Source organism: Pseudomonas sp. SJZ080 (assembly GCF_007828295.1).
Lineage (GTDB): Bacteria > Pseudomonadota > Gammaproteobacteria > Pseudomonadales > Pseudomonadaceae > Aquipseudomonas > Aquipseudomonas migulae_A.
Genome location: NZ_VIUK01000009.1, coordinates 161241 through 180616 on the forward strand (window position 1 = coordinate 161241; position 19376 = coordinate 180616).

The 19376-nt window shown below is 57.1% G+C and carries 23 protein-coding genes; 11 read left to right on the forward strand and 12 right to left on the reverse strand.

The features are described 5' to 3' along the window. Positions 1-13: 13 nt before the first annotated feature. The 7 genes from FBY04_RS14655 to FBY04_RS14685 form a co-directional block, all read right to left on the reverse strand. Complete coding sequence (locus FBY04_RS14655) at positions 14-574, reverse strand: membrane integrity-associated transporter subunit PqiC (RefSeq protein WP_145315646.1); 561 nt, start codon at positions 572-574, stop codon at positions 14-16. Positions 575-591: 17 nt separating this feature from the next. Continuing rightward, positions 592-2247, reverse strand: coding sequence for an intermembrane transport protein PqiB (locus tag FBY04_RS14660; protein WP_084322915.1), 1656 nt, complete (start codon positions 2245-2247; stop codon positions 592-594). Continuing rightward, the gene (locus FBY04_RS14665; RefSeq protein ID WP_084322914.1) at positions 2228-2878 is read right to left on the reverse strand and encodes a paraquat-inducible protein A; all 651 of its coding nucleotides are present in this window, start codon (positions 2876-2878) and stop codon (positions 2228-2230) included. The genes FBY04_RS14660 and FBY04_RS14665 overlap by 20 nt, the downstream gene beginning before the upstream one ends. Then, positions 2875-3471, reverse strand: a complete 597-nt coding sequence (locus tag FBY04_RS14670; protein WP_084322913.1) for a paraquat-inducible protein A — start codon at positions 3469-3471, stop codon at positions 2875-2877. Before FBY04_RS14670 ends, FBY04_RS14665 begins: the two co-directional genes overlap by 4 nt. Before the next feature lie 244 nt (positions 3472-3715). Continuing rightward, positions 3716-5017 (reverse strand): FAD-binding oxidoreductase, encoded by a 1302-nt coding sequence (locus FBY04_RS14675; RefSeq protein ID WP_145315647.1) that lies wholly within the window; start codon positions 5015-5017, stop codon positions 3716-3718. Then, positions 5014-6102 (reverse strand): polyamine ABC transporter substrate-binding protein, encoded by a 1089-nt coding sequence (locus tag FBY04_RS14680; protein ID WP_145315648.1) that lies wholly within the window; start codon positions 6100-6102, stop codon positions 5014-5016. Before FBY04_RS14680 ends, FBY04_RS14675 begins: the two co-directional genes overlap by 4 nt. A 150-nt stretch (positions 6103-6252) precedes the next feature. Continuing rightward, complete coding sequence (locus FBY04_RS14685) at positions 6253-7611, reverse strand: glutamine synthetase family protein (protein ID WP_084322910.1); 1359 nt, start codon at positions 7609-7611, stop codon at positions 6253-6255. A 161-nt stretch (positions 7612-7772) separates the two neighbouring features. On the opposite strand from FBY04_RS14685, the gene FBY04_RS14690 reads away from it, so the two are divergent. After that, positions 7773-8684 (forward strand): helix-turn-helix domain-containing protein, encoded by a 912-nt coding sequence (locus tag FBY04_RS14690; RefSeq protein ID WP_145315649.1) that lies wholly within the window; start codon positions 7773-7775, stop codon positions 8682-8684. A 64-nt stretch (positions 8685-8748) separates the two neighbouring features. Then, positions 8749-9201 carry a YMGG-like glycine zipper-containing protein gene (locus FBY04_RS14695; RefSeq protein WP_084322935.1) on the forward strand — a complete coding sequence of 151 codons (453 nt, stop codon included), beginning with the start codon at positions 8749-8751 and terminating at the stop codon, positions 9199-9201. On the opposite strand, the gene FBY04_RS14700 is transcribed toward FBY04_RS14695, so the two are convergent. Genes FBY04_RS14700 through FBY04_RS14710 form a run of 3 tightly spaced genes read right to left on the reverse strand, consistent with a single transcriptional unit; the run spans position 9186 to position 12856 of the window. Next, positions 9186-10211 carry a DUF2955 domain-containing protein gene (locus FBY04_RS14700; RefSeq protein ID WP_145315650.1) on the reverse strand — a complete coding sequence of 342 codons (1026 nt, stop codon included), beginning with the start codon at positions 10209-10211 and terminating at the stop codon, positions 9186-9188. The two genes, FBY04_RS14695 and FBY04_RS14700, sit on opposite strands and share 16 nt — an antisense overlap. After that, positions 10201-11337, reverse strand: coding sequence for an HlyD family secretion protein (locus FBY04_RS14705; protein WP_145315651.1), 1137 nt, complete (start codon positions 11335-11337; stop codon positions 10201-10203). The genes FBY04_RS14700 and FBY04_RS14705 overlap by 11 nt, the downstream gene beginning before the upstream one ends. Further along, the gene (locus FBY04_RS14710; RefSeq protein WP_145315652.1) at positions 11330-12856 is read right to left on the reverse strand and encodes an efflux transporter outer membrane subunit; all 1527 of its coding nucleotides are present in this window, start codon (positions 12854-12856) and stop codon (positions 11330-11332) included. The genes FBY04_RS14705 and FBY04_RS14710 overlap by 8 nt, the downstream gene beginning before the upstream one ends. Positions 12857-12972: 116 nt before the next feature. Here FBY04_RS14710 and FBY04_RS14715 point away from each other — a divergent pair, with 116 nt between their 5' ends. The 3 genes from FBY04_RS14715 to FBY04_RS14725 all read left to right on the forward strand — a co-directional run bounded on the left by FBY04_RS14715 (position 12973) and on the right by FBY04_RS14725 (position 14424). After that, entirely contained in the window at positions 12973-13479 is a 507-nt protein-coding gene (locus tag FBY04_RS14715; protein WP_371927814.1) for a transporter suffix domain-containing protein, read from the forward strand. 56 nt (positions 13480-13535) lie between these two features. Further along, the gene (locus FBY04_RS14720; RefSeq protein WP_145315653.1) at positions 13536-14048 is read left to right on the forward strand and encodes a cupin domain-containing protein; all 513 of its coding nucleotides are present in this window, start codon (positions 13536-13538) and stop codon (positions 14046-14048) included. 145 nt (positions 14049-14193) lie between these two features. Continuing rightward, positions 14194-14424 carry a hypothetical protein gene (locus FBY04_RS14725; RefSeq protein WP_145315654.1) on the forward strand — a complete coding sequence of 77 codons (231 nt, stop codon included), beginning with the start codon at positions 14194-14196 and terminating at the stop codon, positions 14422-14424. Between the two features lie 285 nt (positions 14425-14709). Here FBY04_RS14725 and FBY04_RS32360 read toward each other — a convergent pair whose 3' ends face one another. Then, positions 14710-14880: a hypothetical protein gene (locus FBY04_RS32360; protein WP_178118283.1), complete on the reverse strand. Its 171-nt coding sequence runs from the start codon at positions 14878-14880 to the stop codon at positions 14710-14712. 83 nt (positions 14881-14963) lie between these two features. Further along, on the reverse strand, positions 14964-15158 hold the full coding sequence (locus tag FBY04_RS14730; RefSeq protein WP_145315655.1) for a hypothetical protein: 195 nt from the start codon (positions 15156-15158) through the stop codon (positions 14964-14966). Positions 15159-15290: 132 nt separating this feature from the next. On the opposite strand from FBY04_RS14730, the gene FBY04_RS14735 reads away from it, so the two are divergent. The 6 genes from FBY04_RS14735 to FBY04_RS14760 all read left to right on the forward strand — a co-directional run bounded on the left by FBY04_RS14735 (position 15291) and on the right by FBY04_RS14760 (position 19373). Then, on the forward strand, positions 15291-16421 hold the full coding sequence (locus FBY04_RS14735) for a phage/plasmid replication protein (RefSeq protein ID WP_145315656.1): 1131 nt from the start codon (positions 15291-15293) through the stop codon (positions 16419-16421). A gap of 82 nt (positions 16422-16503) precedes the next feature. Further along, positions 16504-16734, forward strand: coding sequence for a hypothetical protein (locus FBY04_RS14740; RefSeq protein WP_256666900.1), 231 nt, complete (start codon positions 16504-16506; stop codon positions 16732-16734). Between the two features lie 75 nt (positions 16735-16809). Continuing rightward, positions 16810-17103 carry a propanediol utilization protein gene (locus tag FBY04_RS14745; protein WP_145315657.1) on the forward strand — a complete coding sequence of 98 codons (294 nt, stop codon included), beginning with the start codon at positions 16810-16812 and terminating at the stop codon, positions 17101-17103. Between the two features lie 2 nt (positions 17104-17105). Continuing rightward, positions 17106-17333: a hypothetical protein gene (locus FBY04_RS14750; RefSeq protein ID WP_145315658.1), complete on the forward strand. Its 228-nt coding sequence runs from the start codon at positions 17106-17108 to the stop codon at positions 17331-17333. Positions 17334-17376: 43 nt separating this feature from the next. Further along, positions 17377-17577, forward strand: coding sequence for a major capsid protein (locus FBY04_RS14755; RefSeq protein WP_145315659.1), 201 nt, complete (start codon positions 17377-17379; stop codon positions 17575-17577). A gap of 356 nt (positions 17578-17933) precedes the next feature. Further along, positions 17934-19373: a virulence factor TspB C-terminal domain-related protein gene (locus FBY04_RS14760; RefSeq protein WP_145315660.1), complete on the forward strand. Its 1440-nt coding sequence runs from the start codon at positions 17934-17936 to the stop codon at positions 19371-19373. Positions 19374-19376: the final 3 nt, after the last annotated feature.

Sequence of the window (19376 nt, forward strand, 5' to 3'; positions counted from 1 at the left end):
CGGCAGACGCCTGTCAGTTGGCCGAAGGACAGCCTCGCTGCGCAGAGGCTGCTGCCTGGCTGATCAACGCGGCCAGGCGTTTGACGTTGTTCTGCTGGGCAATGACCAAATCGTCGATGGAGGGTCCTGAAGGTGTTTGCAATGTACTTCGGCAGCTGACCAGCGTGGTGTCGCTTTCACCGGGGCTGCGCAGGCGCCATTTGACGTCCATCAGCGCGTATTGACCAGGAACCGAATCAAAACGCTGAACCTCCACGCGCACCGACACTTTGCGCTGGGGATTGCTGTTGGCCAGTTGATCGACCAAGGCGCTGCGCAACTCATCCACCAGGCTCGCGGCCCACCATTCGGTCTCCAGAATCGCCAGGCCCGCGTTGCCCTGACGAATGACGATCTGCGGACGATCAACCTGAGGCGGCACGCTGAGGCCTTCGATCAGGATTTCCCCGCCATTGGCGCGCGCCGTTCCGCTCAATTGCGCTGGCGTCAGGGTATGGAACTGAATCGGCTCACTGCGGCATGCGGCGAGCAGCAATAGCGCAGTGACCAACGTTATCTTCAGCGAAGAAACCATGGGTGTTGCTCCTGTGGTCAGTTGCGCGGTGGCGCCTTCAAGTCCATTGGTGCGGCGTTGTCGGGGCGACCGCGAATCAGCGACTCCGGATGCCGGCCTAGATAATCCGAGAGCTCACGCAAGGAGCGCGACATGCGCCCGAGTTCGTCCAGGGTCTGGGTCAATTGCTCGCGTTGCGGCGAGTCTTCGGCGAGGGTCGAACTGGCCGATTGCAAGGTCTTGCTGACATCCGCCAGGGTGGTTTGTACGCCAGGCAGCGTCTTGGCGTTGAATTGCGCGAGGCCTTTACGCAACTCGACGAGGTTGCTGTCGAGGTTGCCGGCAATGCGCTCGATAGGCAGTTGATTGATCTTGTTGACCATGCCTTCGAGTTTTTCCTGCAACTGTTCGAGGCTGCCAGGAATGGTCGGAATGGTGACGGGGCGGGCGGACGGGTCGAACACGACCTTCTCGGCTTTCGGGTAGAAATCGAGCGAGATGTACAGTTGGCCGGTCAACAGGTTGCCGCTGCGGGCCTGAGCGCGCAGACCATTCTCAATGAACGTTCCCATCAGACGAACGCCGGCCACTTCGTCATTGGGGTCATGCTTCAAGGCCTCAAGCATCTTGACGTGCGCCTGACCAAGCCGTTGCGGATAGATCACGATGCCGACGTTGACCGGGAAACTGCGTTTTTTTGCATCGAAGTCCAGATTGACCGATACCACTCTGCCGAACTCGATGCCAAGGAATTCCACCGGCGCACCGACCTTGAGCCCGCGCAAGGCCTGATCGAAACGCAAACTCAGGTATTGCGCCTTGCCGTTGGGCGGGGCGAGGGCGGTTTGCTGGTCTTCGAACAGGTCGAAAGCTTTATCCTCGATGGCTGGTTTGTCGTTGGGGCTGTATTCCGGGGCGCGGAAGGCGATGCCGCCCACCAATAGCGAGGACAGCGACTCGGTCTTCACTGCAAAGCCGTTGGCGCCGACATTCACATCGATACCGCTGGCGTTCCAGAACCGGGTGTTTTCGGTGACGTAGGCATCGTTGGGTGAGTGAATGAAGACTTCGATGTTCACCCCTTTGCCGTCGGCATTCAGGGCATACGCGACGACCTGGCCGACGGGAATCTTGCGGTAGTAAACGGGAGAGCCGATGTCCAGCGAACCCAGATCCTCGGTGTGCAGCGTGAAGCGCTTGCCGGGCTCGCCATAGGTGATGGGCGGTGGATTCTCCAACCCGGTGAAGTTCTTCGATCGGGCATTGGACTGGCCGATATCGGCACCGATGTAGTCCCCGGAAAACAGGGTATCGATGCCCGATACGCCGCCGGCTCCGATACGCGGTCGCACGACCCAGAATTGCGAATCTTCACGGGTGAAGCTCTCTGCCTGCTTGGCCAGCTTGATGGTGGCGTTGACGCTCTTCTGGTCGTTGCTCAGTTCGACATCGGACACATGCCCGATCACCACGTTGCGGTATTTGACCTCGGTCTTGTTGGCCGTCAGGCCGCTGCCGGTCTTGAAGGTCACGGTGATGGTCGGTCCTTCCTGCAGGATGCTGTGCACCACCAGCGAAATACCCACCAGCACCGCAACAATCGGCACGATCCAGACCAATGAAACGCTGAAACGGCGGGTCTTGATCGGGGCCTGCCCGGGGGCTTGCGGCCCGTCAGTGGCTTGCGACTTCATCCATGACCTCCTCGTTTTTCGAATGGTGCTGGTCCCAGATCAGACGCGGGTCGAAACTCATCGCCGAGAGCATGGTGAACACCACAACCAGACCAAAGAACAGAATGCCCGCGCGCGGTTCGATATCGGCCAGGGCTTGAAATTTCACCAGTGAAGCCACCAGGGCCACGACGATCACGTCGAGCATCGACCAATAACCGATGAGCTCGACAAAGCGGTACATTTTCGAGCGCTCCTTGCGCGCCCAATCACTGTCGCGCTGAACGGTCACCAGCAGTAACGTCAGGGCGACGAACTTGATGCCTGGCACCGCGATGCTGGCGATGAAAATGATCAGAGCAATGTCCCAGGCGCCGTGCTGCCAGAAGTCCAGTACACCGCCCATGATTGTGCTGTCGGCGCCGTTGCCGACCATTTTGGTGTTCATCACCGGCAACACATTGGCCGGGATGTAAAACACCAGGGACGTGAGCAGGTAGGCCCAGGTGCGGGTCAGCGCGTTGGCTTTGCGCCGATGCAGCGGTGCACCGCAACGCTCGCATTCGTGGGGTTCGCCGGTCATGTCACAGGCCAGGCCGCAGCTGTGGCAAAGGCACAGGTTGAGTTCGCTCGCGACCGGAGGCGTGGTCATAAAACATCCCACAGTTCACGCACATCGCGTCCGGCAATGCGGATCATCATCAGGCTGAGAATGGCCAAGGCGAACAGACCGATGCCGGGCAGCACGTCGAGTAACCCGGCGAGCTTGATCACCGCGACCATCGCCCCCAGCAGGCAGACTTCCAGCATGCTCCAGGGCCGCAGGGTTTCCAGCCAGCGCATGCAGAATCTGAAACCCGGGCTGCGACGGGAAGCGAGGGCGAAGCTCAGGACCCAGATCAGCAGCAACAACTGGACAATCGGCGCGATGATCATGGAGATCGCCGCCACCAGGGCGATGAAGGTAATCGGGCCCAGGGTCAGGGCCATGACGGAATCCCACAGCGTTGCGCTGTTTTTCAAGCCCTGGAGGCTGATGCTCATGACCGGATAGAAATTGGCGAAAATCCACAGCATCAATGCAGTAACAGTCAGCGCCAGCCGCTGTTCCACTGACAGGCCGTTATAGCGCTGAAGCACGCCGCCACAGCGCGTACACAGGGTTTTCTGATGTTTGGCGAGCGTGACTTTTTGATACACGCAGTCGCAGTGCTCGCAGATGATCAGTTGGTCAGTCGTAGCCATAGGCCGCACTCGCCAGGACACAGGAAAGTCAGAGCACCTCCTCAATATAGAAGTGCCTTGCAAATGAGCAAATTAAAAGGCGGGTCAACCGCAAAGGAAGGGCCGGGGTGGCTGGCAGTCATTTGAGTCGCAACACAATTTTGTAGGAGCCGGCTTGCTGGCGATGGCGGCGTATCAATCAACATTGATGACGCCTGACACACCGCCGTCGCCAGCATGCCGGCTCCTACAGAGGTTTTGTGTTTCAGCCGAGCACTTCACGCAGCCGGTACCAGAACATACCGAGCGCCAACAGCGGAGAACGCAACATCGGGCCGCCAGGAAAGGTCATATGCGGCACGGCGCTGAACACGTCAAAGCCTTGGCTGTGTCCGGCATGAATCGCTTCGCCCAGCAGTTTCGCGCACCAGTGGGTCACGTTCAGCCCATGGCCGGAGTAACCCTGGGCATAAAACACGTTCGGGTGCTGGCGCAAGCGGCCGACCTGCGGAAAACGATTGGCCGTGATGCCAATCTTGCCGCCCCATTGATAATCAATGCGCACATCCGCCAACTGCGGGAAGACCTTGAGCATTTGCGGACGCATGTAGGCCGCGATGTCCGCCGGATCGCGTCCGGAATAATGACAGGCGCCGCCGAACAGCAAACGCCGGTCTGCCGAGAGCCGGTAATAATCCAGGCCGACTTTCTGGTCGCACAGCGCCAGGTTCTGCGGGATCAATTGTGCGGCAACCTCCGGCGCCAATGGTTCGGTGGCGATAATGTAGCTGCCCGCCGGAAGCACCTTGCCGCTGAGTTTCGGTTCCAGCCCGTCCAGATGCGCATTGCACGCCAGCACGAGGCTGCCGGCACGCACCGTGCCGCCGGCACAACGAACCTGCGCCGTGCTGCCATGGATCAGTTCCAGTACCGGGCTTTGTTCGAAGATCTTCACCCCAAGCGATTGCGCCAGCCGCGCTTCGCCCAGCACCAGGTTCAGCGGGTGCAAATGCCCCGAGCCCATGTCGACCAGACCACCGGCATACACGCCCGAGTTGACCACTTGCTCTCGAATCTGCTCTGGCCCGACCAGTCGGGTTTCATGGGCATAGCCGGACTCGGCAAGGCTTTCCTGCTCCGCCTTGAACGCCGTGAATTGCGCCTTGGTGTTCGCCAGTTCACAAAAACCCCAACGCAGGTCGCAATCGATGTTGTGCTCACGGATGCGCTTGCCCACGAGTTCCACCGATTCGGTCCCGGCGCGCTCCAGATAGTGCACACCTTCTTGGCCGACATGTCGGGTGAAACCACTGACGTCATGCCCGATGCCACGAATCAATTGACCACCGTTGCGTCCGCTGGCACCCCAGCCGATCCGCCGGGCCTCCAGCAGAATCACCGAGAGCCCGCGCTGCGCCAGTTCGATGGCGGTGTTGACCCCGGTAAACCCGCCGCCGATCACGCAGACATCGGCCGCAAGGTCTTCGGTCAACGCGGGGAAGGGCACCAACGCATTGGCCGACGCGGCGTAATAGGAGCGCGCATGTTCGTTGCTGTACTGGTTCATTTGTTGGACTTCACTTTGCTCCACGAACGGGTCATCAGACGCATGATCGCCTGGGGCGGGGTGGTCGAGATGTAGAGTTTGTCGAGCACCGCCTGCGGCGGGTAAACCTCGGGATTGTTGACCAGTTCAGCGTCCATGTATTGCTTGGCGGCGGGGTTCGGGTTGGCGTAACCGACCGAGGCGCTGACCTTGGCGATGACTTGCGGGTCCAGCAGATAGTTGATGAAGGCGTGAGCTTCTTTCGGGTTGCTGGCATCGGCGGGAATCGCCAGCAAGTCGAACCACAAATTGCTGCCCTCCTTGGGGATCGCGTAAGCGATGTTCACGCCGTTCTTCGCTTCCTTGGCGCGGTTGGCGGCCTGGAACACGTCACCCGAATAACCGAAGGCCACGCAAATGTCGCCATTGGCCAGGTCAGACACGTACTTGGAGGAGTGGAAGTAGGTGATGTAAGGACGGATGCTTAACAGCTTGGCTTCGGCTTTCTTGAAGTCTTCCGGGTTCTCGCTGCGTGGGTCCATGCCCATGTAATTGAGGATGGCGGGGAACACTTCGTCCGCCGAGTCCATCATCGACACGCCGCACTGACTGAGCTTCTTGATGTTTTCCGGCTCGAACAGCACGGCCCAGGAATCGATGTGATCAATGCCCAGCACCTGTTTGACCTTGTCGACGTTGTAACCGATGCCGTTGGTGCCCCACAGATAAGGCACGGAGTGTTCGTTGCCCGGGTCGTTCTTCTCCAGCAGCGCCAGCAATTTCGGGTCGAGGTTCTTGAAGTTCGGCAACTGCGCGCGATCGAGCTTGAGGAACGCACCGGCCTTCACCTGGCGAGCGAGGAAGTGGTTGGAAGGCACCACCACGTCATACCCGGTACGACCAGCGAGCAGTTTGCCCTCAAGGGTTTCGTTGGAATCGAAGACGTCGTAGATCACCTTGATCCCGGTTTTCGCCTGGAAGTCGGCGAGGGTGGTTTCGCCGATGTAATCGGTCCAGTTGTAGACGCTGACGGTTGGCTGGGCCTGTGCAACGGCGCTGAACAGCATGGCCAGCGCGACCGGAACCACGGATTTCAATAGACGCATATGGACACCTCTTGGAATTGTCGGATTTCTGTAGGAGCCGGCTTGCTGGCGATGGCGGCGTGTCATCAATTTTAATGACAACTGACACACCGCTATCGCCAGCAAGCCGGCTCCTACAGGGGGAGTGCGATCAAATGTGGCTGCGAGTTGCTAGACACTCAGCAACAAAAACTCCCGCTCCCAGGAACTGATCACCCGCTTGAAGTTCTCGTGCTCCGCTCGCTTGACCGCGACATAACCGCGGACAAACTTGTCGCCCAGATAACGGCCGATGGTTTCGCACTCTTCCATCTGCGTCAGCGCATCTTCGATGGTGATCGGCAAACGCAGGTTGCGTCGCTCATAGGCCCGGCCCTGCACCGCAGCGCTCGGTTCGATGCGCTCGACCATGCCGAGGTAGCCACACAACAGGCTGGCAGCGATGGCCAGATACGGGTTGGCATCCGCGCCCGGCAAACGGTTTTCCACACGCATCGCTTCAGGGCTGGAGGTGGGCACACGCAGGCCCACGGTGCGGTTTTCCTCGCCCCACTCGACGTTCACCGGTGCGGAGGTGTCGGGCAGGAAGCGGCGGAACGAGTTCACGTTGGGCGCGAACATCGGCAGCACTTTGGGGATGTATTTCTGCAGGCCGCCAATGTAGTGCAGGAACAGCTCGCTCATTTGCCCGTCGGCATTGGCGAAGATCGGCTTGCCGGTGGCGATGTCCACCACACTCTGGTGGATGTGCATGGCGCTGCCCGGCTCGTCGCCAATGGGCTTGGCCATGAACGTCGCCGCGACGTTGTGCTTGAGCGCGGCCTCGCGCATGGTGCGTTTGAACACGGTGATCTGGTCGGCCAGGTCCAGCGCGTCGCCGTGGCGGAAGTTGATTTCCATCTGCGCCGGGCCGTCTTCGTGGATCAGCGTGTCGAGGTCCAGGCCCTGCAACTCGCACCAGTCATAGACGTCTTCAAACAGCGGGTCGAATTCGTTGGCGGCGTCGATGGAAAACGACTGACGACCACTTTCCGCCCGGCCCGAACGGCCCATCGGCGCCTTGAGCGGCAAGTCCGGGTCTTCGCAACGCTGGGTCAGGTAGAACTCCATTTCCGGCGCGACAATCGGCTTCCAGCCTTTATCGGTGTACAGCTGCAGGACTTTTTTCAGCACGTTGCGCGGCGACAGCTCGATCGGGTTACCGAATTTGTCGAAGGTGTCGTGGATCACGATCGCGGTAGGCTCGATGGCCCACGGGATCACGTAGACCGCATCAGAAACCGGCTTGCACACCATGTCGATGTCGGCCGGGTCGAGCAGGTCGTAGTAGATGTCGTCGTCGACAAAGTCCCCGGTTACCGTTTGCAAAAGCACACTTTCCGGCAGGCGCATGCCTCGCTCATGCAGGAACTTGTTGGTGGGTGCAATCTTGCCGCGTGCAATGCCGGTCAGGTCGCTGACGACACACTCGACTTCGGTAATCTTGTGATCTTTCAGCCACGTGAACAGCTGATCGAAAGGGGCATTCATAAAGACCTCGTTATTGGTTTCATTAACGCCGGGGAGGGTGGTTTCATCCGCCACACACTTCCCCTGGGACGCGTTGACGACTATCTTGGGCGAGCCTTGAAGTTCCATCTATCCACTTTCAGCAGCGCCAAAACGCACCAAACGAGTGCGTAAGGTCACCCATGACAACGTGCAATCCATTACAGGTCCAAGCGTTCAACACCGCCGATGTCGCCGAGCAAATCCGCGCCACACCCGGTTGGGTCCAGCATTACCAGCAAATGTCGCCGGGGCATTTCGCCGGGCGGGTGCGTTACCTCGACCTGCAAGGCGTAGAGATTTACGAGGAACACATGAACACCCGGGTCGAGCAGAATTTCAGCGCGCCCGAGGGTTCGCTGGCGTTCTGTTTCGATCGCAGCGACAACGCGCTGTATGTGTTGAATGAAGAAAGCCGCAACATCTGGATCACGCCGGAGAACTACCAGGAAATTGCCGTGGTGTTCGGGTCTGAATTCGTTCAGCGCCACGGGCTGAATGTCGCCAGGCTCGAAGGGCTGTTCATGGCGCCGCTGAATTCGGAGCAGAACGCGCTGTTCTGTCGCTGGCTGAGCGGGACCTTGACCCGGTTGGCGCAGACCCTCGATCCGCCGAGTAAAGAGGCCTTGACCCAGCAGTTACTGGAAGACTGTCTGTACATCCTCGACAACGCTTGTGTTTGCCTGGACCGCGGCGGTTTGCAGCGTCGCACTGAAGAGCGGGCGGTGATGAAACGCATCGGCGAATGGGCGGCGGATTCCCCGGAAGAAACCTTGAATTTGCTGGAACTGTCCCAGGTCGCCGGGGTTTCACTGCGTCAGTTGCAGCACGCGTTCAAGGCGTACACCGGCATGACGCCGACCCATTGGCTGCGCCTGCGCCGCCTCAACAGCGCCCACCGCGAACTGCTCAGCCGCTCGCCGATGGAAACCACTGTGGCCGAAGTCGCGATGCAATGGTCGTTCTGGCATTTGGGGCGGTTTTCCAGCAGCTATCGAGCACTGTTCAAAGAGTTGCCGAGTGAAACGCTGAAGCGTGCAGGCCGTCAGTCATAAGTCGGAGGAGGGCGAGCGGGACTGATCTACACTCTTGATGGCTGAGGAATCCTCGGAGGTCATCATGAACAGCTTGTCTTCCCTTGGTCTGTGCGCCGCGCTGTCGATTGCCGCCACACAGGCATGGGCCGAAACGGTGGTCCCGATGAAGGGCCAGACTTCGCAACAAACCCAACTGGACATCGACGCCTGCCACAACATCGCCGCCAGTCAGACTTCAACCACGCCGCCAGCATCCGGTGGCCGCCTGAAAGGAGCGGCAGTCGGTGCCGCTGCCGGGGCGGCTGGAGCTCAGGTTCGCGGGCGTCAACACGATGAGTTTTATGACCGTGTGGATGACGATGTGAAGCAGGATTATCGGCAGAACCGGGCCAAAGAGACGGCCGCCGCCGGTGCGGTAGTGGGTGCGTCGCGTCAACGCCAGGAGCGCCGGGCGCAAGAGAAAACCGCCGCTTCCACCACTTCGACGGCTTACACCAGTTGCCTGCAAGGAAAGGGGTATCAGGTTAATCCCTGAACGCGTCTTGGCGGTCGCTGGTCCAGCAGATAAACCATCAGGCAGGCATACAGCGTCACCAGGATGAACAGACCCATGCGCACGGCAAATGCCGTGTAGACGTCCTTGCCCGCAAGGCTGTCCTGTACCGACTGACCGAGCAGGATGATCATGGTGATCAGGCTGTTGAGCCAGAACCCCGGGCTCAAGCGGGTCGGGCTCAGGGCGTACAATTTGCGCGCCAGGATCAGACCGAACAGCAGCATCCACAGAAAAAACATCCATAGGTGTACGAACAGGCTGAGCGCACTCCAGAACAGCACCGCCAGCACACCGGCCAGAAGGGTCGAACCGACCAGTTCGCGACCGGCATTGCGGGCCGTGGTGGAACTCTGCTGACCCAGGCCCACCGCCTTCAGAATGATCGGCAGGTAGCTTGCCGGATCGATCAGTGCCAGCAAAAACGCCGGCAGCACGATCAGGGTTGCACGCACCGCAACCCGGTTGACTTCTTCCGCCGGTAACAGCGGGGCAGCGGGTGGCGACGGCGCGTTGGGCGGGTCGGGAAACAGCCAGTGACTCACCGTCACCATCATAACGGCGAGGAGCAATCCTTTGACCAGGGCACCAATAACCATCGCCGCGAGGTCGAACTCGGCGACACCGGCCGAGGAGATCATGGTCAGGCCGATCACCAGGAAGGTGACGATCAGGTTGTTGCCGCCGCGCAATCCAAAACGAAAAACCAGGAACAGACTGACGCCGATCAGCAGTACGCCACTGACCGGGTAATAACGCAGGATCGGAATCAACAACAGGCCGAGGCCGGTGGTCAACATCGCAACGATGGCCAGAACAATTGCGGCCTTGAAGGGCAATGGGCGATTGACGGTGGCGAGGAGCAACAACGCAAGCACCGGCGCGATAAAGGGAATCGGCAGGCCCAAACCGAAGCTCGCTGCGAGACACAACGCAGTGCCCGTGGCCAGACGCAGTGCGCGTTGAACCCGGGGCGTGCGTTTAGTAGGCATAGGACAGCCAGCTCATCAGGCCAAAAAACAGACGGCCGAGCGGGTTCAACGGATTGCCCTGAGTAGGGAAGGCCATGACTTCAGCCTGGCCGCCGGCACGCAACGCACGAGTGTCGCGTAGCCGCGCTTTGGAATCCTGGGAAAACTCGATGATCACTGGAAAACGCTGGGCCGGACGCAACCAGTCGCGGCTGTTCTGCACGCTGGGCAACGTACCGGGTGCCGGTGTCTGACCGACACTGACGCCGTAGCCGACGCTGCGCACGCGGCCGTCGAACACTTCGCCCGGCAGCGCATCCAGAATGATCGACACCGGCGTTTCGAGCCTGACCAGACCGAGATTGTTCTCAGTCATGTCGGCACTGATCCATACATCGTGGATGGCGATCAGGGTCATGACCGGACTGCCGACGGCGGCGAACTGTCCGGCGTCGGTGCGCAGGTCGGTGATCAAGCCTGACGAACGCGCGCGAATCTGCGTATTGGCCAGGTCCAGTTGGGCTTTCGACAACGCCGTCGCGGCACTGCGCAGCAGAGCGTTATCTTCCTCGCTGCCACCTTCTTGTTCACGGGCACGCTGGACTTCGGCCCGGGCGGCGGCGACCTGGCTGACGGCTTGTTCATGGTTGGCACGCGACACTTCGAGCAGGCGCACGGAAATGGTTCCGGGGTCATCACGGTACAACCCTTCAAGACGCTGATTGTCCTGGCGCGCCTTGACTTCGTTAGCCTGGGCGGCGCGCAAATTGGCTTGTGCCGAGGCAATGCCGGCGGTGCTGGCGCCGATTTGTCGGCGTGTCGATTCGAGGTCCGCGCGTGCACGGTCGACGGCGATTTGATATGGCTGGGGATCCACCTCGAACAGGACGTCTCCGGCCTTGACGTCCTGGTTGTTACGCACGTTGACATGAATGACCCGACCGGCCACTTCCGCCGCCACCGGAATGACAAAGGCGCCCACTCGAGCCTGTTGGGTGTAAGGCGTGAACCGGTCCGCCGACAGGTACCATGCCAGGCTCAGGACGATGACCAGCAACACCCATTTGATGCCTTTTTTCGCCGGATCAGCGGACGGCTTGGCTGGCGATTCGGGCTCTTTGGGGGAGGGCGGGGCGGCTTCACTCATGGTCTTTTACCTTTTTGGCTTCCACAGCTGAAGGCTCATCCAGCAGATCGCCCCAGTCCGTGCGTTGCTCCATTTGCCGGCGGGTCGCCGCATCGATTTTCGGCAGCGTGCTGTACCAGCCACCGCCCAAGGCTTTGTACAGGGCAATCACATTGCTCACGGCATTGCTGCGGCTGACCAGGTAATTGTCCTGTTGCTCCAGCAAAGCGCGTTGCGCATCCAGCACCCGCTGGAAGTCCGAATAACCTTCGCGATATTGCGCGCTGGCCAGCACGAGCGAGCGTTTGGCAGCGATTTCGGCCTGACTCAGGATGCGTTCTCGCTCCAGGGATTTGATCAACCCGCTGGCAGCATCATCGGCCTCGCGCGCGGCCTGGCGAACCTTGTCGCGGTAGGCTTCGATCAACTGCTGCAATCGCGCATCCTGCACACGCACGTTGTTGCTGATCTGGCCATGGTCGAACAGATTCCAGCGCAGACTGGGCCCGCCGATGAAGTCCAGGCTTCTGGAGGTTCCGTCCAGCGTATCGGCTGACCAGACGATGCTGCCGAGCAAGGTCAACGACGGGTAGAAATCGGTTTCGGCCACCCCGATCAGAGCCGATTGGGCGGCGACATTGAGTTCGGCCGCGCGCACATCAGGCCGACGTAGCAGTAGATTGGCGGGCACATCCTGCAGCACCGCACGGTCCACCAGCGGGATCAATCCTTGATTCTCGAGCAATTGCGGCAGCAAGCCGGGTGGCTGGCCGATCAACACGGCCAGCGCATTACGGGTACGCAGAACCTGGTCTTCGAAGTTGGGAATGGTGCTCAGGGTGCCCAGGTATTGAGTCTTGGCTTGTTGCAGGTCGAGCTCGGCTTGCTGGCCGCTGTTGAACAGCTTTTCGGTGATCTCGAAATTACGCTTTTGCTGTTTGGCGTTTTCCCTCGCAACACGCAAACGCGCTTCGGTGGTGCGCAATGAAAAGTAGGTGTCCGCCACTTGCGCCCGCAGCAGAACGAGCACGTCTTCATAGTTGGCCTGCGCGGCGAAGTAACCGGCATCGGCGGACTCGATGGCTCGGCTGAAGCGCCCCCAGAAATCCAGCTCCCAGCCAATGTCGAAACCGACGCTGTGTTGCCAGAAATGGCTGTCCTGCGGATTGTTTCCGCCGGATTGCCTGCGGTTGAAATACAGACTGTCGGCGCTGGCTTGCTGCAGTTGCGGGTAGCGTCCGCTTTGAGCGATGCCCAATTGGGCTCGGGCTTCCATCACTCGCAGGCCGGCGATCTTCAGATCCGAATTGTGGGCGTCCGCCTCGGCGATCAGACGATCGAGCACCGGGTCACCGAAGACCTGCCACCACTGACGCAAATCAGGATTCAGGCTGCGCTGGCTGGATTGCTCGAGGGCAGGGGAGCTCCAGCGGTCAATCCATGCTGGCTTCGGAGACTGAAAATCCGGCCCCAGGCGCACGCACCCACTCAAGCCGAGCACACCCAGCAGGAGCAGTTGGCTTGATCGCGTCAGATGCATGCGTTTTTTCCTGTCCAGGAAGATCACAGGAGCATAGACGCCCGATTGATGAACTGACTGCTAAGCTTTCAAGCGTCCTCACATTTAATACGACCCGTCACAAAGGAATGACAACCATGAATGCACCCCATACCGCTGGATGGCGCTTCAAACTGGGTATCGCGATCATTTGCCTGATGCTCGGCTCATGGCTGATGGTGCCCATCGTGGCAGCAGCGGGCATCTCGGGTTCCAGGATCGCAGCGCTGACGGGCGTCCTCTTTATCAGTAACAAGGTGCTGTTGATTATCGTCATCGCGGTCATGGGCAAGGCGGGGTTTCAGCAGCTTAAAAGCAGTGTATTTGGCTACGTGTCTTCACTGGCACCGACAGTCGACACCGAAGTTGGGCCGTGGCGTCATCGGATCGGCGTGTTGATGTTTTGTCTGCCGCTGATTTCCGGATTTCTGGAACCCTATGTAGACAGTATCTGGCCTGGGCTCAGGCCGAATATCTGGCAATTGCAATTGTTGGGCGACCTGATGCTGATCGGTAGCTTTTTTGTACTGGGCGGAAATTTTTGGGAAAAAGTGCGCGCATTGTTCATTCGCACCGCAAAGGTGGTGAACACAAGTGCGGCGTGATGATTGAATAACTTAACTAAAGGGCTATTTAGTATAGCTATTTGCCATCATGGTATATGGAGCAACAAGTGCGGCTAAACAGTGAAGCAATCGTGACGGCTCTGAACCTGGAACCGCACGTCGAGGGTGGCTACTACTGGCGAACTTTTCAGGCTGATCAGCAGCCTCAGATAGAGACGGTTCGTGGTCCACGTTATTTGATGACCTCCATTTATTACCTGTTGACCACAGATTCTCCGATCGGCCAATTTCACTTTAACCAGTCCGATATCGTGCATTACTACCATCTGGGCGATGCCATTCGGTACAGCCTGATTTTTCCGGACGGCGAATTGAGAACTGTCGTGATGGGCAGCAACGTCATCGCTGGAGAATTATTGCAGCTGCATGTACCGGGCGGCATCTGGAAAGCTTCGCAGCTGTTGAGTGGTCCAGCAGGATTCGGTTTGATCAGTGAGGCAGTATCGCCAGGGTTTGATTTCGCGGATATGCGGATGGGCGACAGACAAAAGCTCTGTGTGGAGTTTCCCGAGCATTCGGCGTTGATTGAGCAGCTGACAAGAGAATGAGGGTTGAGGGGGAAATCAGCAGCGCCAGATCTGCGTGCAACGGGGCCAGCTGCGAAACATCTTGTTACGTGTAATGCAGGGCGTTACGTTGAGCGGCCTAGGAAACTGGCCGCGCCTCCGTGGGTCGTTTAATGTAACGGCCATTATGCGAACCACTCTCCAGATCCCCGATCACCTCATCCGCGATGCCACGCTCTATGCTCCGTCCCGCGATCCTCTCGATGCTGTCACCTACGTGCTTTCCGACTATCCGCGCGTCATAGCTGAATCCAGAAAAATGCGCTCAAGACTGGCCGATATCGACAGAGAAACCGCCGATTTTGACCAGCGTTTAGAGGCCCTGCAGGACGCTTGCGCAGCCATCCTGAATCTCTGAATTCGCCATACCTCGACCGCCCGCAGGGCATTAGGCGCCACGCACATCGAATGCCAGGCACATCAACATCCGCGCCGGTACCCGGCAAAGCCGGCCTTTCTTCCGCCCAACAAAAAACCCCCAGCGATCGACAAATCACTGAGGGTTCTTTCGCGTGCAACGCTTCCTGCATCGCCCTGAGGGCACGTCGCGCCATGTTCTGCCCGGAGCTTGTTACGCGGTTTTTCGCGCAGCCTGCGCGGTCCCGTGACGTCCAGCACCATCGCCGTTCAGGTCCCGGAGGTCCTATTTTTCAGCGATCTTGATGTAGCAAGCTCCTGACGCTGTGTTCCCGCTTTCGCGTTGTAGGGCCAGCAGAAGAGCCATCTTCCGCTTGCAGTCTGCCTCTGAGTCGCTGGGAAACGCCTCCAGCGGCTTTCCGTCGATCATCAAGATGAAAATCCAGATTTTCAGCATCGGGCCTCCATGGCTTTCGGAGCGAAGCGGGTGGGGGAGTTGTTACACCCCCACTTTACCGTGGACTCCCACGGTTTTCGGCATCACAAACCCTCGAGAATGATCTCCCCGTCTTTGCTGAGTTGAACGCAAGGTACTGCTTTCGCAAGGATTTTGTGCACAAGCTCGCTGTCTTTCAGGGGAGGGTGCCCTTTATTTATCAGTAACTTGTTGATTTCTATAGCTTTCTGCCGAATCGCCTCTTGCTCGGCGTCCGAAAGCCGCATGGTTTTGCTCATTGGTTCATTTCCCATTAGTCCACCTGTCTACATGTTACGTGTCTAGATGTGATTTGTGTTGACGATCACAAGTTCTCATGTTCACAATGATCGCAAATGTGATTTGTGTACATGTGCATCAGGAAACACGGAATGTTCATTGACTGGCTCAAGGTTTCCCAAGAATTCGACTACGACCTCCCGGTCGTGTGCGACATCGTGACCAAAACCATCGATACCATCACCGGTGAAGTTTTGAGCAGCCGTCAGCCTCGTTTTCAGCACGAAGGTAGCCACAGCTCCAGGGTGAACATTCAGATTCAAGGCCGAAAAATCACGATTGACGGGAACCCCTCGCGGTTGAATCGCCACGACAACCTTTGGGGTTTCGAAACGGTAGAGCAGTGCATTTCTGTTTATAACGATTTGCTTGCCCAATACGGTTTGCCTGCGTTTACAAAGTGCACCCGGTTTGAGATTCGTCAGGGTGAATCAGGCGCTAAAAGCTCCCAGCTCTGGGCCGATGGTTGCTCGATTCATCGAATCGATTTGACGACCAACATTGCGGTAGGGAAGGGCAACGAAACTGCTTATTTGCGCGGTTTATCGACGCAACGAATTGGCCACTCGATTGGTCGACTTTTCCCGAACGGTAAGTCAGTTGATTGGACGACATCAGGAAGCGGGAAGGGTGCTCGCCTTCAATACCGTAAGGCTTATGACAAGGCGTTCGAAATACTCGATAAACATTTACCCAAGGTTAAGCGCGCTTTTGGCGAAACATCGCCTGAATTTAAATACGCTCAGGACATTTATAACTATGCCTCAGAGACAGGTATCGTCCGACTAGAGCAAGAGTTAAAAAGTGAATTTCTAAGCCGTGAAAAGCTATGTTTCTGGGGCCTCTTTGATGAAGGCAAATTCTCCGCTCTGCATACAGAGTTTCTTAGCGTTGACGAACGCTTAAAGGTGACGAAGATGGACTACGCCAGTATTGCCCAGCAATTGATATTGGAAAAAGTAGTGGATTCTACTTTGGCCGCAAACACAACGGCTATGTACGCTCAACTCTGGATGACTGGCCAGCAGTTCGACTTTAATAAGAAACAAGTCCAAACCCATGCGGCACGTTTAAACCGTATCGGTATCAATATTCGTAATTCGTGTGACATTTCTAATTTTAGTAATGTGTTCATTCGTGAAATGCGCGAAATAAATCCGGTTAAAGGTATTGCTCCGCCAAGTTGGTATAAGCGTCCAACTCACCTTAGGTTGGCCGCGTAATGTTGGTTTCGCTGATTGAAACTGTCGCGCTATTTATCGGCGCTGGCATTTGCATAAACTTGTTAGGGCGGTGGGCTCGATCATGATTCATAGTCGGCAAGGAACAGCCATTAGCACAGGGCAACGTCGTCAACTGGAGTTTCAGAACCGGTGCAAAGCTGCGTTCTTGAACCCGGTGCTTGCCGAGAGTGTTCAACAAACAATCAAAGTTCTTGATGAACGAAAAGAGCAAGGCGTGAAACCGGAACAAATATGGTTCTTCGATTATCAAGAATCGGGCTCTGTTTCTGTTGCGGAATGGATGGGTTATTAAACCCCGCTCAATCGAGCAAAATAAATTACCGGGCTTAAAGTCCCGAATCCAAAAGTCAGAAGAGAGGCTATACCTATGTCCAATAATCAAACTATTCGTGTCGAAGTAACCGGCATTAATCGTACTGGTACTGCTGCCAAATCGGGCAAGCCGTATTGCATGTTCGAGGCGTTCGTACACATTCCGAACTGTCCTTATCCGCAGAAGGCCAGTTTTTATGCTGAATCTCAGTCGCAAGTTCCGCAACCGGGCATGTATGAGTGTGATGTGATCGCCGATGTTCGTGATGGACGGCTTGAATTCAACGTCGATCCGCGCCAAGGCCGTCGCATGTCCCAGCAGCCTGTGCCAGTGAAAGCGAGCGCTTAACCATGTCGCAGTTACCGGAAAACGTCTACATGGTGGTTTGCCTCAATCCCGGCTCTGCCGAAGGCGGCTCTCCGACTAACTGCATATACACCGAAGTAAAGAGTTCAACCTTATACCCGGCTGAATCGGGTATGACCGAACAGCAGCTCGATGATTTGATTGGCGCAGTGATGTATCTCGTTGTGATGATTATTATTTTCGGGTTGTTGAAAAAAGCAATAGAGCAGTAAACCCCCCCGGCAATATTGCCAAACAAAAATGGAGCAACAAAAAATGAAACTTTCCAACACTGTAAAATCCGCTGTAGCCGCTGGCCTGACTGTTGCTGCCGGTGCTTCTCATGCCGCAATCGACACTGCAACCGTAACGGCAGCATTGACCGAGGCCGGTACCGCCTGTGGCGTCATCGGTGCCGCTGTTCTGGGTGTTGTCGTCATCGTCAAAACCTTCAAATACATCCGTGGTGCTTTCTAACAGGGCTGAAAGCCAATAGCGGGACAGTAACGCCCTGGCTAATTACCGGGGCGTTTTTTTTCAAGAAAGGGACAGTTTAAGGCAGAGCCGAAGCATGAGGCTCGCCGTAACTGACCCGCATCTTCCACTCTATCGAGTATGCAGCCGTGAGCTTATTCACTCGCGTTAAAGCCGCAGCCCTGTTCGGCTGCTTGCTCTTTTCAATGCAGAGTTTTGCCGTCGATTACTTCTGGACTGACGGATACACTACAAACTCAAGCGCGTCCGGGTTTTGTAATGCCGTCGGTGCTTCGCAGTATCCCGGCGATCCGAGGTTCACCCGAGCACAAGTGACTATGCAGGGTGATAGTCGGGTTATGTGTGCGTTCTATTTTCAGTTCGCTTCCAGTAATGAAGAACAATTTTCGTATGCATACGCTTATGCAAATCGTGGTGGCGACGGTTGTTATGGTGGAAAAACATATGATCCAGTGCTTGCAATGTGTGTTGCCGCAGAAGAACCGTTAGAGCCCGGTGATAAGTGCAAAGACCAAACTGGCGGTACTGCATCTAATCCTATGATTTGGGATGCTACTGTTTCACAGTGTGTAAAGTTTACTGAGTCAGAAGGCGATGCGCCTTGTCAGTTTTTAAAGGCAGCAGGTGAGGGCAATCCCGGTTATCAGGGCACCAAATACACTGTTACAGGCAATATAAGCTCAACGGGGCAAGCGACCGCGCCTCCATCATTTGCAGACGCGGGTGTTAAATGCCAAGTAACAACAATCTCAAGTTCCGAATGCACGCTTAACGTTGCCGGTGCCGTAAGTTGCAACGTAATAGGTAAGTTCAGCGGACTTGCAAATCCGAGTGGTGCAAAAGATGCTGCCGATGCCGTTTGTACAGCCGATAAGCCATGCCCACCTAAAGAACCGGAAACTAAGACTTCTGAAACTGGTTGCGCTCCTGTTGGTACTGGAGGCGGCGGGTCGACCTGCACACAAACAAAAGCGACCGATCAAGAGGGTTCGCAACAGTGCGGTACGGTTAATGGCGCTTATAAATGCATCACGAAACAGCCGTATTCCAACGGCATAAGCACGTCGATCAGTGCCACATCACAGACACTTTCTGACGGCAGTGTAAAGGTCACGACAGTGAAGGAATCGACCAATACTGTCTGCACTGATGTGAAAACCTGCACCGTCAAAACCTCTACGACGACAACCCATTCGACAACAAAACCCAACGGTTCAACGACCACTGAGACGTCTTGTAAAGGTGCTTGCACGCCCAATGGCGGCGGTTTGGAAACTACTCCTAATGCTGGTACCGGCAATGGCAATGGTACTGGCACCGGTGGCAACGGTACTTGCACAGGCGATGACTGCGGGGAAGGAGAGGGCACAGCTTCCACTACAGATAGTTGCCTCACGCCTCCAGCCTGTGACGGCGATCCGTTCCAGTGCGCAATTTTGAAACAGGCGCATATCGACACCTGCAAGTTGATGGCTCCACCGACTGCCGCTGAACAGTCTGCTGCTGACGCGAAAGTTAATGCCGCGTATGCCGCGCTCGATGCACACCAGTCGGCTCTGGATCAACAAGCCAATACGTTGCTGGGCCAGTTCCAAAGCAGCACGCCGGGCTCTGGTACCGGTGGTGGCAAATGCCTTCCTGATTTTCAGTTTTCCGTCATGGGCATGAGCCAGTCGATGGAATTTTCCAAAGTTTGCGATTCGATCAGTTGGGTACGCCTGATGGTGTTGGCCGGTGCCTATCTGTTCGCCGCTCGTATCGTTTCGAGAGAGGTGTAAATC

Bases quoted from the DNA above. Each gene is read 5' to 3' on its own strand.
- FBY04_RS14655 (WP_145315646.1), bottom strand. From the start codon at position 574: ATGGTTTCTTCGCTGAAGATAACGTTGGTCACTGCGCTATTGCTGCTC.
- FBY04_RS14660 (WP_084322915.1), bottom strand. From the start codon at position 2,247: ATGAAGTCGCAAGCCACTGACGGGCCGCAAGCCCCCGGGCAGGCCCCG.
- FBY04_RS14665 (WP_084322914.1), bottom strand. From the start codon at position 2,878: ATGACCACGCCTCCGGTCGCGAGCGAACTCAACCTGTGCCTTTGCCAC.
- FBY04_RS14670 (WP_084322913.1), bottom strand. From the start codon at position 3,471: ATGGCTACGACTGACCAACTGATCATCTGCGAGCACTGCGACTGCGTG.
- FBY04_RS14675 (WP_145315647.1), bottom strand. From the start codon at position 5,017: ATGAACCAGTACAGCAACGAACATGCGCGCTCCTATTACGCCGCGTCG.
- FBY04_RS14680 (WP_145315648.1), bottom strand. From the start codon at position 6,102: ATGCGTCTATTGAAATCCGTGGTTCCGGTCGCGCTGGCCATGCTGTTC.
- FBY04_RS14685 (WP_084322910.1), bottom strand. From the start codon at position 7,611: ATGAATGCCCCTTTCGATCAGCTGTTCACGTGGCTGAAAGATCACAAG.
- FBY04_RS14690 (WP_145315649.1), top strand. From the start codon at position 7,773: ATGACAACGTGCAATCCATTACAGGTCCAAGCGTTCAACACCGCCGAT.
- FBY04_RS14695 (WP_084322935.1), top strand. From the start codon at position 8,749: ATGAACAGCTTGTCTTCCCTTGGTCTGTGCGCCGCGCTGTCGATTGCC.
- FBY04_RS14700 (WP_145315650.1), bottom strand. From the start codon at position 10,211: ATGCCTACTAAACGCACGCCCCGGGTTCAACGCGCACTGCGTCTGGCC.
- FBY04_RS14705 (WP_145315651.1), bottom strand. From the start codon at position 11,337: ATGAGTGAAGCCGCCCCGCCCTCCCCCAAAGAGCCCGAATCGCCAGCC.
- FBY04_RS14710 (WP_145315652.1), bottom strand. From the start codon at position 12,856: ATGCATCTGACGCGATCAAGCCAACTGCTCCTGCTGGGTGTGCTCGGC.
- FBY04_RS14715 (WP_371927814.1), top strand. From the start codon at position 12,973: ATGAATGCACCCCATACCGCTGGATGGCGCTTCAAACTGGGTATCGCG.
- FBY04_RS14720 (WP_145315653.1), top strand. From the start codon at position 13,536: ATGGAGCAACAAGTGCGGCTAAACAGTGAAGCAATCGTGACGGCTCTG.
- FBY04_RS14725 (WP_145315654.1), top strand. From the start codon at position 14,194: ATGCGAACCACTCTCCAGATCCCCGATCACCTCATCCGCGATGCCACG.
- FBY04_RS32360 (WP_178118283.1), bottom strand. From the start codon at position 14,880: ATGCTGAAAATCTGGATTTTCATCTTGATGATCGACGGAAAGCCGCTG.
- FBY04_RS14730 (WP_145315655.1), bottom strand. From the start codon at position 15,158: ATGAGCAAAACCATGCGGCTTTCGGACGCCGAGCAAGAGGCGATTCGG.
- FBY04_RS14735 (WP_145315656.1), top strand. From the start codon at position 15,291: ATGTTCATTGACTGGCTCAAGGTTTCCCAAGAATTCGACTACGACCTC.
- FBY04_RS14740 (WP_256666900.1), top strand. From the start codon at position 16,504: ATGATTCATAGTCGGCAAGGAACAGCCATTAGCACAGGGCAACGTCGT.
- FBY04_RS14745 (WP_145315657.1), top strand. From the start codon at position 16,810: ATGTCCAATAATCAAACTATTCGTGTCGAAGTAACCGGCATTAATCGT.
- FBY04_RS14750 (WP_145315658.1), top strand. From the start codon at position 17,106: ATGTCGCAGTTACCGGAAAACGTCTACATGGTGGTTTGCCTCAATCCC.
- FBY04_RS14755 (WP_145315659.1), top strand. From the start codon at position 17,377: ATGAAACTTTCCAACACTGTAAAATCCGCTGTAGCCGCTGGCCTGACT.
- FBY04_RS14760 (WP_145315660.1), top strand. From the start codon at position 17,934: ATGTGTGCGTTCTATTTTCAGTTCGCTTCCAGTAATGAAGAACAATTT.